At 62.1% G+C, this 13,089-nt stretch carries 11 protein-coding genes; 4 read left to right on the top strand and 7 right to left on the bottom strand.

Annotation, left to right across the window (positions count from 1 at the left end; all coding sequences use genetic code 11):
- Positions 1 to 7: 7 nt before the first annotated feature.
- The 6 genes from O9X62_RS10950 to kduI all read right to left on the bottom strand — a co-directional run bounded on the left by O9X62_RS10950 (position 8) and on the right by kduI (position 6,524).
- On the bottom strand, positions 8 to 1,357 hold the full coding sequence (locus tag O9X62_RS10950) for an ABC transporter substrate-binding protein (RefSeq protein ID WP_269532894.1): 1,350 nt from the start codon (positions 1,355 to 1,357) through the stop codon (positions 8 to 10).
- A 1-nt stretch (position 1,358) separates the two neighbouring features.
- The gene (locus O9X62_RS10945; RefSeq protein WP_269532893.1) at positions 1,359 to 2,474 is read right to left on the bottom strand and encodes an ABC transporter ATP-binding protein; all 1,116 of its coding nucleotides are present in this window, start codon (positions 2,472 to 2,474) and stop codon (positions 1,359 to 1,361) included.
- Positions 2,475 to 2,642: 168 nt separating this feature from the next.
- A complete protein-coding gene (locus O9X62_RS10940) occupies positions 2,643 to 3,488 on the bottom strand; it encodes a carbohydrate ABC transporter permease (protein WP_269532892.1) in 846 nt (281 codons plus the stop codon).
- Entirely contained in the window at positions 3,485 to 4,372 is an 888-nt protein-coding gene (locus tag O9X62_RS10935; RefSeq protein WP_269532891.1) for a carbohydrate ABC transporter permease, read from the bottom strand. Before O9X62_RS10935 ends, O9X62_RS10940 begins: the two co-directional genes overlap by 4 nt.
- Before the next feature lie 348 nt (positions 4,373 to 4,720).
- A complete protein-coding gene (gene kduD, locus O9X62_RS10930; RefSeq protein ID WP_269532890.1) occupies positions 4,721 to 5,482 on the bottom strand; it encodes a 2-dehydro-3-deoxy-D-gluconate 5-dehydrogenase KduD in 762 nt (253 codons plus the stop codon).
- Between the two features lie 142 nt (positions 5,483 to 5,624).
- Complete coding sequence (kduI, locus tag O9X62_RS10925; RefSeq protein ID WP_308446463.1) at positions 5,625 to 6,524, bottom strand: 5-dehydro-4-deoxy-D-glucuronate isomerase; 900 nt, start codon at positions 6,522 to 6,524, stop codon at positions 5,625 to 5,627.
- Positions 6,525 to 6,725: 201 nt separating this feature from the next.
- On the opposite strand from kduI, the gene O9X62_RS10920 reads away from it, so the two are divergent.
- From O9X62_RS10920 to O9X62_RS10910, 3 genes are all read left to right on the top strand, one after another.
- Positions 6,726 to 7,058 (top strand): cupin domain-containing protein, encoded by a 333-nt coding sequence (locus O9X62_RS10920; protein WP_269532889.1) that lies wholly within the window; start codon positions 6,726 to 6,728, stop codon positions 7,056 to 7,058.
- Between the two features lie 178 nt (positions 7,059 to 7,236).
- Positions 7,237 to 10,188, top strand: a complete 2,952-nt coding sequence (locus O9X62_RS10915) for a TonB-dependent receptor (RefSeq protein WP_269532888.1) — start codon at positions 7,237 to 7,239, stop codon at positions 10,186 to 10,188.
- Between the two features lie 93 nt (positions 10,189 to 10,281).
- Positions 10,282 to 11,181 carry a rhamnogalacturonan acetylesterase gene (locus tag O9X62_RS10910; protein WP_269532887.1) on the top strand — a complete coding sequence of 300 codons (900 nt, stop codon included), beginning with the start codon at positions 10,282 to 10,284 and terminating at the stop codon, positions 11,179 to 11,181.
- Between the two features lie 5 nt (positions 11,182 to 11,186).
- Here the strand turns inward: O9X62_RS10910 and O9X62_RS10905 are convergent, their stop codons facing one another.
- Positions 11,187 to 12,134, bottom strand: coding sequence for a sugar kinase (locus O9X62_RS10905; RefSeq protein WP_269532886.1), 948 nt, complete (start codon positions 12,132 to 12,134; stop codon positions 11,187 to 11,189).
- A gap of 101 nt (positions 12,135 to 12,235) precedes the next feature.
- Here O9X62_RS10905 and O9X62_RS10900 point away from each other — a divergent pair, with 101 nt between their 5' ends.
- The gene (locus O9X62_RS10900) at positions 12,236 to 13,033 is read left to right on the top strand and encodes an NAD(P)-dependent oxidoreductase (RefSeq protein WP_269532885.1); all 798 of its coding nucleotides are present in this window, start codon (positions 12,236 to 12,238) and stop codon (positions 13,031 to 13,033) included.
- Positions 13,034 to 13,089: the final 56 nt, after the last annotated feature.

Genomic DNA, 13,089 nt, shown 5'->3' with positions numbered 1-13,089 from the left:
CGGGTGATTACTTGATACGGTGCAGCAGCGCATTGCCGTCATCGACCAGCCGCTTGGCGGCTTCTTCGTCGCTGGCTTTGCCATAGGCCACGGTCTCGAACACTTCGCGCATGAATTTCTGCATGCGCGCATGCTCGAATAGCGGCGAGGGCATGGGCACTCGGCCGGCCTGGCGTTGGGCGCGGATCTGCGCGTTGGCACGCAACTCCAGCTCGGGCAGCACCTTGTCGGCCTCCAGCACCGCACGCTGGCTGGCAACGGCGGGAATGCCGCGGGTCTTGCCCATGATCCGGCCGGCTTCCGGGTCGGTGAGCAGGAAGTCCATCAGGCGCACGGCCATCTCGGGGTGCTTGCTGTGGCGGCTGACGGCATACATGATGGTCGGCCGACCGAACATGCCGCTGGTGACAGCACCGGGCAGGGTCGGAAAATCACCGAGCACCAGCTTCTGGTCTTTATCCAGCGTGCTTTCGCGCAGGCCGATCAGCGAATCCCAGGTGTAGTTGCCGGCCCAGTTGCCCACTACCCAGTCGGGCTGCTGCTCGGTCGGCTTTTCGGCACCGCCGAGGCTGGCACGCAAGGGCAAGGGCGTGGCCACGTGTTCGCCAATCAGGCGCTTGTACGTACGCACCCATTCCAGCGCAGCCGCCTCGCTCATCGCCACGCGCGGCTGCGCTGGATCGATATAGGGCGTGCCGTACTTCTGGTGCACATAGGCTTGCGACAGCAGGATCATGTCGTACAGCTCGCCATCAAGCGGATAGGCGTTCTCACCCTTGAGCTTGCGGAAGGCCTCGCCGGTGGCGAACAGCTCGTCCCAGGTCTTGGGCAAGGGCAGGCCAAGACGCTTGTAAGCCGACTCGTTCCACAGCATCACCCGCGCGGTGTACGAGGCGGTCAGCGCGTTGAGCTTGCCGTTGACGCGGCCCATGTCCACATCGGCCGGGTCGAACTGCTTGAGCTTGATCAGGTGTGCGTAGTCGTCCAGGTTGGCAAAGCCGGTGCCGCGCTTGGAGAACATGGCCATCCAGGCCCAGTTGATCTGCATGAGGTCGGGTTCGGCGCGGCCAGCGATCTGGGTGGTGGTGCGCTCCAGATAACCGGTAAAGCCCATGTACTCGGCCTTGACCTTGACGCCGGGATTGCGCTCTTCAAACAAGGCAATCGCCTTGAGCGTGGCTTGATGGCGCGCTGCACCGCCCCACCAGGCAAAGCGCAGCACGGTGATGTTGTCGTCGCCACCCGTGCGCGGCAGCGACCAAGTCAGCACGGAGCCGGTCAGTACCACGGCCATGACCAGCGTCAGAAACAGGCGCGGGTAGCCCAGCAGGCGGGAGAACCAGGAATCGATATTCATCTCACACCAGCAGGTTGGCGCCGGTTTCGGCATCGAACAGATGGCAACATGCCAGCTGCAAGTGGAAGGTATGCGCGTCGCCGCGATCCAGACTGGCCAGCCCGTTGAGCTGATCGGCCGGGACGCGTGCGCTTAGCGGCAGGCCGCCGAGGTCGAAGTGAACGAACACCTCGCTGCCCATATGCTCCATGAAGCGGTACTGGGTCTGCACCTCGAAGGTATCGCCCTGCTGGCGTGGCTGCGCCGAGATGTGTTCCGGGCGCAGGCCGAAGCGCACCGGGCCACGGCGGCCGCCGAGCTTGGCCGCCTTGTCGGCCGGCAGCGGCAATTGCACGCCGCCGATCACGATCTTGTCTCCGTCGAGCACGGCGGGGTGGATGTTCATTTCGGGCGAGCCGATAAAGCTGGCCACAAAGGCATTGGCCGGGCGGTCGTAGAGCGCGGTGGGGGTATCGACCTGCTGGATCACGCCATCCTTGAGCACGCAGATGCGCTGGCCCATGGTCATGGCTTCGACCTGATCGTGGGTCACGTAGATCACCGTGGCCGGGCGGCCCGATTCGCGCAGCGTGCGGTGCAGCTCGGTCAGGCGTACGCGCATGGCGGCGCGCAGCTTGGCGTCCAGATTGGATAGCGGCTCGTCGAACAGGAAGACCTCGGGCTTCTTGACGATGGCACGGCCCACCGCCACCCGCTGCGCCTGGCCACCCGAGAGCTGCTTGGGGTAGCGATCGAGCAGGTGTTCCATCTCCAGCAGACGCGCCGCTTCCTGCACACGCTGGGCGACTTCGTCCTTGGACGTGCCGGCCAGCTTGAGGCCGAAGGCGAGGTTGTCGAATACCTTCATATGCGGATACAGCGCATAGTTCTGGAACACCATGGCAATACCGCGATCCTTGGGCGGCAGGCCATTGACCACACGATCACCGATGCGCAGCTCGCCGCCAGTGATCGATTCGAGACCGGCCACCATGCGCAGGAGCGTGGATTTGGCGCAGCCCGAGGGGCCGACGAACACCATGAACTCGCCATCATGGATATCGAGATCGACACCATGCACGGCCTTGAACCCGTTAGGGTAAACCTTCTCGACTTGCTTGAGGCTGACTTGCGCCACGACTGTCTCCGTATTCTTGTGCTTGATGCTTGGGTACTTAGCCCCTCCCCCACCGGGAGAGGGGTTGGGGTGAGGGAGCGGCGCTCATTCATAGCGCCAAGGGTTGCTCCACCGGCGCTCCCTCACCCTGCCCTCCCCCAGCGGGGGAGGGTTCCAAATCAAAACCGTCTAACCCTTCACGCCACTGCCCGCCGCACCCTCAATGAAGTAGCGCTGCGCTGCAAAGAACACCGCCACCGAAGGAATCAACGCCACCACCGAGATCGCGATCACATTGGCCCACTCGACCTGTTCAGTCGCGGTGATGCTCATCTTCAAAGCCAGCGATACCGGGTATTTCTCGACCGAGGCCAGGTAGATCAGCGGGCCCATGAAGTCGTTCATGGTCCAGATGAACTGGAACACCAGCACCGAGATGATCGCGGGCTTGAGCAGCGGGACGATGATGTGCCACAGCAGTTGCAGCGCGTTGCAGCCATCAATCTGCGCCGCCTCCTCCATATCGCGCGGGATGCCACGCAGGAACTGCACGAGCATGAAGACGAAGAAAGTATCGGTGGCAAACGCAGACGGCAGGATCAGCGGCAGATAGCTGTCGAGCATGTCGAACTCGCGGAACATCAGGTACTGCGGCAGGCGCAGCACGATCAGCGGCAGCATCATCGTGCCGATCATGATGCTGAACAGCAGCTTCTTGCCCCAGAACTCGAAGCGCGCAAACGCGTAGGCCACGATCACGCACGACACCACCGTGACCAGCATGCGCGGCAACGTGATCAGGAAGGAATTGAGGAAGTACGTCGCAAACGTGTACTCGGTACTCGTCTTCCAACCCTTGGCATAGGCGCCAAAATCAAAGCGCGATGGCCAGAAGCCCAGCTCGGTATAGATCTCGCTATTGGTCTTGAAGGTGGCGCCCACCAGCCAGACCAGCGGGTAGAGCATGACCAGCGCGACGAGGCCCAGCGCCAGATAGCGCAGCCATTGCTGACGTTGTTCTTTGGTGACGCTCATTTGCGCGTCTCCTTCTCGCCCGAGTAGAACACCCAGTACTTCGAACTCCAGAACGAGATCGCCGTCAGCAGGCCCACCAGGGCAAACAGCACCCAAGACAGTGCGGCACCGTAGCCAAGGTTGAAGTAGCGGAAGCTCTGGTCATAGATGTACAGCGCCAGCACATAGGTCGAATGCAGCGGGCCGCCTTCGGTGATCATGTACGGGCCGTTGAATTCCTGGAACGCATGGACCAACTGCATGATTACGTTGAAGAAGATCACCGGCGTGATCAGCGGCACCGTGATGCGGAAGAACTGCTGGGTCTTGGAAGCCCCATCGCACTCGGCCGCTTCGTACAGCGATACCGGCACGTTCTGCAGGGCAGCGAGGAAGATCACCATGGCCGAGCCGAACTGCCAGGTGAACAGCAGGATGATGGTCCAGATCGAGTAATGCTCATCGGCCAGCCAGGGAATCGGCTCCATGCCGAACTGCGCGAGGATCAGGTTGACCAGACCGTTCTTGGCGAAGATGAAGCGCCACAAAACGGCTACCGCAATCGAGCCGCCCAGAATGGACGGCAGATAGAAAGCCGCCCGGAAGAAATTGATGCCGCGCAGCTTGTAATTGAGCACATGCGCAATGAACAGCGCAAAACCCACGCGCATGGGCACGGCGATCAGCGCGAACATCAGCGTCACGCCCAGCGATTGGCGGAACAGCGGATCGTGCAGCGCCAGCTCGCGATAGTTGTCCAGCCCGTTGAAGACGGGTGGATCGATCAGGTCATACTGGGTAAAGCTCAGCGCAAAGCTCATCACGAAGGGGAAGAGCTTGAACAGCAGCACCCCAAGGATGAACGGCAGCGCGAACAGGAATCCCAGTCGCTTGTTTTCGTACATGCTGTCCCCTGCTTTTTATGGTTTTACAGGCATGGTCGGGAAGATTACCGCGTAGGGTGCAATAAGGCCGGAGGCCGCATTGCACCAAGGCTTGGGCGGTGCAATGCGCTGCGCTTATTGCACCCTGCGCAGCGTGGTGGCTTCTAGCCCCTCTCCTCGCGGGAGAGGGGTTGGGGTGAGGGAGCGGCGCTTGTTCATGGTGCCAACGGTTGATCAACCGTTGCTCCCTCACCCTGCCCTCTGATGAATCTCCTAAGCATCGAGCTAGGCCATCAAACAACAATGGCCAAGTCGCTGCTTATCCCAGAGGGAGAGGGTTCCAAAGCTAAACAGCTACGCGTTGACCAATCAACGCGCCAACCAACCACCATCCACCGCCACCGTATAGCCATTGATATAACTCGACGCCGGCGAAGCCAGGAACACCACCGGGCCGGCCAGATCGTCCGGGATACCCCAGCGACCGGCCGGGATGCGCTCCAGAATACTGGCATTGCGCTGCTCATCGGCGCGCAATGCTGCGGTGTTGTTGGTGGCCATATAGCCGGGGGCGATGGCGTTCACATTGATGCCGTGGGCGGCCCATTCGTTGGCCATCAGGCGGGTGATACCCATCACGCCGCTCTTCGATGCCGTGTACGAAGGCACACGTACACCGCCCTGGTATGACAGCATCGAGGCGATATTGATGATCTTGCCGCCCGTGCCTTGCGCAATGTACTGGCGCGCCACGGCTTGCGAGAAAAAGAAGGTCGACTTCAGGTTCAGGTCGATCACATCGTCCCAATCCTTTTCGCTGAACTTGATCGCGTCTTCGCGGCGGATGATGCCAGCGTTGTTGACGAGGATATCGACGCGGCCATACACGGCCAGCGCTTCTTTGACCAAGCCTTCAATGCAGCTGATGTCCGACAGATTGGCGCGCAGATCCAGAAACTTGCGGCCCAGCGCTTCGATCTGTTCGCGCGTTTCCTTGGGGTCGCTGACGTTCACACCCACGATATCGGCACCCGCCTGCGCCAGTGCGCGCGCCATGCCTTGACCCAGGCCGGTATCACAGCCCGTTACGATGGCAACGCGGCCATCCAGTTGGAAGGTATCGAGAATCATCTTGTTATTGCTCCGCTTGGGTTGAGCAGCATGTGCTTCCTTCCCCCTGCGCCGTCAGGGCGCGCGCGGGTCGGGCTTTGGTACGGTGACCGCAGCGGGGCGTGAGGCCCCGCTGACGGTATGAATACGGTGTGCCTGCGGATCAGCGCAGCGTGCGCATCGGCACGTGGTCCATATCCTTGAACACCTGGTTCTCGCCAACCATGCCCCAGATGAAGGTGTAAGCCTGCGTACCGACGCCGGAGTGGATGGACCAGCTCGGGCTGATCACAGCCTCTTCATTGCGCACGACCAGGTGACGCGTCTGCGTGGGTTCGCCGAGCATGTGGAAGACCACGGCATCCGGGTTCATGTCGAAGTAGAAATACACTTCCATGCGGCGATCGTGCGTGTGGCAGGGCATGGTGTTCCACAGGCTGCCCGGCTCCAGCTGCGTCATCCCCATCAGCAACTGGCAGGTCTGCAGCACATCGGGGACGAGGAACTTGTAGATCGTGCGGCGGTTACTGGTCTCGGGCGCGCCCAGCGTTTCGGGCGAGGCTTCGGCCAGCGTGACCTTGCGGTGCGGATACGCCACATGCGCGGGCGCACAGTTGAAATACAGCTTTGCGGGCGTAGCACCATCCACCGACTCGAAAGCCAGCTCCTTGGCACCCTGGCCCACATACAGCGCCTCACGCGCGCCGATCTCGAATACCTTGCTATCCACCGTGACGCGTGCAGCACCACCGATATTGATCAGGCCCAGTTCGCGGCGTTGCAGGAAGAAATCGGTGCCGGTGTGCTTGCCCAGCTCGGCCGAGAAAGTCACCGCCTTGCTCACCGGCATGATGCCGCCAACGATGATGCGGTCGATCTGGCTGTAGGTCAGCGTGGCTTCGTCGGGCTTGAACAGGCCTTCCACCAGAAACTGCTCGCGCAGGCCTTCGGTATCCAGCGTGCGGGCGTGTTGGCTATGGATGGGTTGGCGGATTTCCATCTTGTTCTCCTTGGCCGGACGGCCGGTATTCAGGTTTGGGTACAGATCATCGCGGCGATGCACGGCGCGGCAATCTGCACATCGTATTCGGGGGACTCACGTCGTTTCAAACATTGAACCAACGTTTCAACATTTTTGCCATACTAGCAAAAAAATTTATTGTGAACCACCGTTTCAAAATTTTCTTGAGTATACTTCGAAAAAATTACGTAAAAGCTCCAGCGCACCAGCAAAGCGCCGGACACCCCGAACAAGAGAACCGCGATGAACTTCTTCTTTGAGAACAGCAATACGCCCTGGACTGAACTGGGCGACGGCATCCGCCGCAAGATCGTCGGCCACACCCCCGAGCTGATGTCGGTGCTGGTGCACTTTGATCACGGCGCCATCGGCACCCCGCATGCGCACGATGCGCACGATCAGATTGCCTATGTGATTGCCGGCTCGTTCGAAGTGGAAGTCGATGGCCACAAGCGCATCTGCCGTCAGGGCGATGCCTTTGTCGCACCGCGCCTGCATACGCATGGCGTGGTGGCACTCGAAGCGAACAGCATGCTGCTGGATCAGTTCTCGCCGCGCCGCGACGACTATCTGTAAACGAATCCAAACTCGGGGGTTGGCACTGCAGCCATCGCCCGGCGATCTTGTGGCGCCCTCCGCGCGTTCACCCAGCCTGCCGGCTCGGGCTTCCCCCGCCCCCCGGCATCCCGTCCGGTCACTGCGGCCGCAAACGCAGCCCGGTGGGTGTTTCATAAATAGAACTGGAGACAACACAATGACCAAGCCTTACCCCCCGCATCGTGCCAAGCCGTTGGTTCTTGCCCTGATGGGTGCGGTATCGATGACTGCCGTGTCGCTGGGCTCTGCCCATGCCGCTGATGCCGCCAAGCCCGCCGAAGAAGGCATCGTCGTCACCGGTCTGCGCGCCTCGCTGCAAAGCGCCCTCAAGGCCAAGCGCAATGAAAAAGGCATCGTCGATGTGGTCAAGGCCGAAGACATTGCCAAGTTCCCTGACACCAACCTGGCCGAATCACTGCAACGCGTCCCCGGCGTGGTGATCGACCGCGATGCTGGTGAAGGCCGCAACATCACCGTGCGCGGCCTGGGTGCCGACTTCGCGCGTGTACGCATCAACGGTATCGAAGCCCTGGCCACCACTGGCGGCACCGATAGCTCCGGCGGTGCCAACCGCTCGCGGGGTTTTGATTTCAACGTGTTCGCGTCAGAACTGTTCAGCAGCCTCACCGTGCGCAAGAGCGCCTCCGCCGATGTGGAAGAAGGCTCGCTCGGTGCCACCGTCGATCTGCAGACCATGCGTCCGTTCGATCTGAAGAAGGGCATCACTGCTTCGGGGTCGGTCAAGGCACGCTACAACGATCTGGTCGGCAAGACCGATCCGCGCGCAGCGTTCCTGTTTGCCAACGTCAACGAGAACCGCACCTTCGGCGTGCTGCTGTCGGCCGCGTACTCGGAACGCAATCTGTATGAAGAGGGTTTCAGCACCGTACGCTGGGACAACGGTGCCAGCTCCGGCGGCTGGTGTGCGCCGGTGGGTGTGACCCCAGCCAACCCGACCAACTCCACGGCTACTACCTGCGGCCCGGCTGCCCAAGGCGTAGCACGTCTGCCCGCTTCCAGCGCCGCAACCGATGCCTACAACCTGGCCAGCAGCGCCAATAACTTCCACCCGCGCCTGCCACGCTACGGCCGCCTCACGCATGATCAGCAACGCCTGGGCGTGACCGGCTCGATGCAGTTCAAGCCGCGCGATGGCACCTTGCTGAACTTTGATGTGCTGTACGCCAAGCTCGATGCCACGCGTCAGGAAGATTTCCTGCAAGCGATCTCGTTCAGCCGCACTGCCACCCAGGGCGGCAAGCCGCAGACCAGCGTGGTGGCCACCGAATACGGCCCCAATGGCAACCTGCTGTACGGCAAGTACAACGGTGTCGATATCCGTTCCGAATCGCGTTACGACGAGCTGTCGACCACCTTCACCCAGCCCACGCTGTCGCTGGAGCAGAAGCTCACCGACAACCTGCGCCTGAACGCCCGCATCGGCCGCGCCGATTCCAAGTTCCGCAACCCGGTGCAGACCACGACCACGCTCGATGCGCTCAACGTCAACGGCTACAGCATCGACTTCCGTGGCGATGATCGCCTGCCAGCCATCAGCTACCCCTTCGATGTGACGCAAGCCGGTGGCAGCCTTGGCCTGGTGACGATTCCACAGGTCGCAACGGGCACCCAGCCGACCACGATCACCAACACGACTGCCAGCGAAATCCGCATCCGCCCTCAAGGTGCGAATAACCGTAACAGCTTGTTCCATGCTGATCTGGACTGGGATGTGCGCCCCGGCGAGCTGGCCATCAAGGGTGGCGTGGACTTCAAGAAGTTCGAGTTCGACACCTACGAGTTCCGCCGGGTGAACCAGAACGACACGATCTTCGCCCCGCCTGCCGGCACCACGGTGGCAGGCCTCACGACCATGATCACCGGCTTTGGCAAGGGCCTGAACCTGCCTGGTGGCACGCCCACCGCCTGGGTGATTCCCGACCTGAAGGCGATTGCCGCGGCTTACGATATCTACTGTAACTGCGTGAAGAGCGGGCCTGCCGGCGGCCCCGGCGATTTCAGCCTCTCGTCCACCACCAACGGCAACGCCCGCGGCAACAACCGCGCCGTGACCGAAACCGACAGCAGCGCCTACGTCATGGGTGAATTCGAGACCATGCTAGGCAACTACCCGGTCAAGGGCAACGCCGGTGTGCGTTACGTGAAGACCGAGCAGAAGGCGACGGGTTATCTTGCCACCGGCGGCGGCACGGCCGTGACGGTAGAAAACGAGTACACCGACACCCTGCCCTCGTTCAACCTGTCGGCTGACCTGAGCGACAAGCTGGTACTGCGCTTGGCCGCCGCCAAGGTGATGGCACGCCCGCAGCTGGGTAACCTGAACCCCGGTGGCACGATCAGCACCACGGGCACGCTGTCGGTCACCGCCGGTAACCCGCTGCTCAAGCCGTTCCGCGCCAAGACGCTGGACACCAGCCTCGAATGGTATTTCGATCGCAATGCCTTCCTGGGCGTGGGTCTGTTCCACAAGAACATCAACACCTACATCCAGACACTGCGCAACACCATGTCGTTCAAGGAAACCGGCCTGCCGCTGTCCTTGCTGCCATCGAACTTCACGGGTGACGAACAGTTCCAGGTGCAGGCACCGATCAACACCGAGGGCGGCAAGCTCAACGGCTTCGAAATCAACTACCAGCAACCATTCACCTTCCTGCCGGGCAAGCTCAAGAACATGGGCACCCTGCTGAACTACACGCAGGTGAAATCCAAGATCGCCTACCAGATCACGCCGACCAGCACGACGACGATCACGGACGACTTGCTGAACCTGTCGCCCAAGTCGTGGAACGCCACGCTGTACTACGACGACGGCAAGCTCAGCGCACGGGTTTCGGGTGCTTACCGCATGGGCTTCCTGACCCGCGTACCGGGCCAGAACAACAACGATGTGGAAGGCAAGAACAGCTCGGTGAACGTGGATGCATCGGTCAGCTACAAGATCAACGACCAGCTCGAAGTCACCCTCGAAGGCGTGAACCTGACCAACGAGGCCAACGACCAGTTCATCAGCCGTGCCCGCGACAGCGTGGTGGTCTACCACGTCACCGGTCGCGAGTTCCTGGCTGGCCTGCGCTACAAGTTCTGAACCTGAGGTTCTGCTGCGGATGTAGAACCCTTACCCGGTGCGTTCACGCGCACCGGTTTTTTTATCCCGGAACGCCCCACCAGGAGCGAGTTCATGCCGGCCCTTGAACCAGCCATGCGACACGACCCGCGCCGCCGCCTGCACCTGCAAGCCCTGCTAAGCGCCTGCATCAGCCCCATGCTGATGGCGGCGAGTGCCGACCCCGCACCGGCACCACCCGTCATACCCTCACCGTTCCCACTACAGTTCGCGACCATGCACCCCACACTCCATCTGGTGGGCGACTCCACCATGGCCGACAAGGCCCCCAATCCCCATAACCCTGAACGTGGCTGGGGCCAGCTATTCCGGCCGCTGATGCGCAATCCGGCCCAGCTACTGAACCATGCCGCCAACGGCCGCAGCACCAAGAGCTTCCGCGATCAGGGCCGCTGGCAGCATGTGCTCACACAGCTGGCATCGGGCGATTACGTGCTGATCCAGTTCGGCCATAACGACGCCAAGATCGACGACCCGACACGCTATGCCGACGCGCGCACCAGCTACCGCGACAATCTGCGCCGCTTCGTCTTTGATGTGCGCGAGCGCGGTGCCACGCCGTTGCTGGCCACGCCGATCATGCGCCGCCAGTTCGACGACGACGGCCAGCTGCACGATGGTCATGGCGCTTACCCGGCCGTGGTGCGTGAAGTCGCGCGCGCGCTCGATGTGCCGCTGCTCGATCTGCATCGTTTGAGTTATCTGTGGCTGGTGTCGCTGGGTGCCGAAGAATCGATCCAGCGTTTTGTCTGGATCAGCCCCGGCACCAATACGCTGTATCCCGAAGGCCGACGCGACAACACGCATTTCAACGAGCTGGGTGCAAGCGAGCTGGCAGCGATTGCAGCCGACGAGATGCGCCGTTTGCAGTGGCCGGCTGCCGCTTGGCTGCGCGACGCCGTGCCCACCCGCCCACGGCTGGCCCAGAAGCCACAGGGCATGGTGATGCCCTAGCGAGATCAGGCCGGCAGCACCAGCTCGGCCATCGCCTCAAGCGGAATCAAGGCGCCGCGGTGCTGCACCACGGTGCCAGCCAAGCGGTTGCCGACACTGGCAGCAGCCACTGCCGTGGCACCACCCAAGCGTGCGGCCAGATAGCCGCCGGCAAACGAATCGCCGGCGGCCGTGGTATCGATGACTTGGGCCACGCGCAGCGTCGCGGCCTCTTGTACCGGCTCGCCGGCAATGCGGATCAAGGTCGGCAAAGCGCCGCGCTTGATGACGACTTCGGGGCAGGTCTGCGCCAGGGTGCGCGACAAGGCCGTATCGGCATCCACGCCCCATAGCAGGCACTCATCATCGAGCGTGACCAGTGCCGTGCTCGCCAGCGCATACATACGCGTAAACGCTGCTTGCGCATCGACGTTTGATGCCCACAAACGCGGGCGGTAGTTGTTGTCGAACACGACTTGCGCACCCCGCGCGCGCAAGCTGGCGGCCAGTGCAAACAGGCGCTCACGGCCCGCGGGCGGCAGGATGGCGAGGCTGATACCGCTGACATACAGCACATCAATCTGCGCCGCCTGCAGCTCCAGCGGCGTTTCGCCCTCGGGCACATCAAAGTAGTCGCGCGCGGCGGCGTGCGAGCGCCAGTAGCTGAAGTGGCGTTCACCGCTGGCATCAACCTCGATCTGGTACAGCCCAGGCATGCGTCCCGCAAGACGCCTGACCAGGCTGGTGCTCAAGCCTTCGTCCTGCCAGCGCGACAGCATGCCGGTGCTGAGTTTGTCGTCACCCAGCGCGGTTGCGTAATCGATGGTCCAGCCACGGTTTGCCGCCATGCGCACCAGATACACCGCCGTATTGAGCGTGTCGCCGCCAAAGCCCTGGCGCAGAGTGCCAAACGCCTCACCCTGCAACTCGATCATGCATTCACCGAAACACACCACCCGTAACGAGGACGTCATTGCGCAGCACTTTCAATAAAATGAAACATCATTTCGATATTTTAGAATAGATGGGCCGATTATTGATAGCATCGTCGTCAATCCGACCATGGAACGCTGCCATGAACGCCACCCCCACCCTGCTGCTGACCGGTGCCGCCGGCTTGCTCGGCCGCACACTGCATGATCCTTTGCGCCCATTGTGCGCCCAGCTGATCCTCAGCGATCTGCCCGCCGCACTGCAAAGCGCCGGCCTGCCGTCCACCGCGGCGTGCGACCTCAGCGACGCCGCCGCTACCGATACGCTGCTTCAGGGCGTCGATACCGTGGTGCACTTCGGCGGCATTGCGATGGAAGGTCCGTTCGAACCCATCCTGCAGGCCAATATCCGCGGCATGTTCAATCTGTACGAGGCCGCACGGCGCGCGGGCACGCGGCGCATCGTGTTTGCCAGCTCCAACCACATCACCGGCTGCTACCCGCAAGGCCAGCGCATCACGCCCGATGACCCGGTGCGGCCCGACAGCAACTACGGCGTCAGCAAGCTGTTCGGTGAAGGTTTGGCGCGCATGTATTTCGACCGCTATGGCATCGAATCGGTCTGTTTGCGTCTGGGCACCTGCACGCTTACGCCGCCCGACCGCCGCAGCTTGGCCACCTGGATCAGCCCCGGTGATCTGGTGCGCCTCGTTTGCGCAGCCGTCACTGCGCCCGATGTAGGTTTCCTGATTGCCTACGGCGTATCGGCCAATCCACAGCGCTGGTGGGAGTGCGATGCGGCGTGGGCCAAGCTCGGCTTTGCGCCCCAAGACAGTGCCGAGCCTTGGGCAAGCGAGATCGAAGGAATCTGCCCGGCGCCCGAAGACCCGTGCGCACGGCTGCAAGGTGGCAGCTTTCTGGGGCTGGGCCCGTTTGACTAGCACGTCGGCCCGGTAGCGACACGATGCCGGCGCGCTACACTAAAGGCCAGTCTGCC

Source organism: Chitinimonas sp. BJYL2, assembly GCF_027257935.1.
GTDB lineage: Bacteria > Pseudomonadota > Gammaproteobacteria > Burkholderiales > Chitinimonadaceae > Chitinimonas.
Note: the sequence above shows the minus strand (reverse complement) of the source record. Positions and strands in the feature narration are given on the sequence as shown.

Excerpts from the sequence above, each read along its gene's own strand:
- O9X62_RS10910 (WP_269532887.1), top strand. The coding sequence starts at position 10,282 with ATGCCGGCCCTTGAACCAGCCATGCGACACGACCCGCGCCGCCGCCTG.
- O9X62_RS10920 (WP_269532889.1), top strand. The coding sequence starts at position 6,726 with ATGAACTTCTTCTTTGAGAACAGCAATACGCCCTGGACTGAACTGGGC.
- O9X62_RS10900 (WP_269532885.1), top strand. The coding sequence starts at position 12,236 with ATGAACGCCACCCCCACCCTGCTGCTGACCGGTGCCGCCGGCTTGCTC.
- O9X62_RS10940 (WP_269532892.1), bottom strand. The coding sequence starts at position 3,488 with ATGAGCGTCACCAAAGAACAACGTCAGCAATGGCTGCGCTATCTGGCG.
- O9X62_RS10950 (WP_269532894.1), bottom strand. The coding sequence starts at position 1,357 with ATGAATATCGATTCCTGGTTCTCCCGCCTGCTGGGCTACCCGCGCCTG.
- O9X62_RS10915 (WP_269532888.1), top strand. The coding sequence starts at position 7,237 with ATGACCAAGCCTTACCCCCCGCATCGTGCCAAGCCGTTGGTTCTTGCC.
- O9X62_RS10905 (WP_269532886.1), bottom strand. The coding sequence starts at position 12,134 with ATGACGTCCTCGTTACGGGTGGTGTGTTTCGGTGAATGCATGATCGAG.
- O9X62_RS10935 (WP_269532891.1), bottom strand. The coding sequence starts at position 4,372 with ATGTACGAAAACAAGCGACTGGGATTCCTGTTCGCGCTGCCGTTCATC.
- kduD (WP_269532890.1), bottom strand. The coding sequence starts at position 5,482 with ATGATTCTCGATACCTTCCAACTGGATGGCCGCGTTGCCATCGTAACG.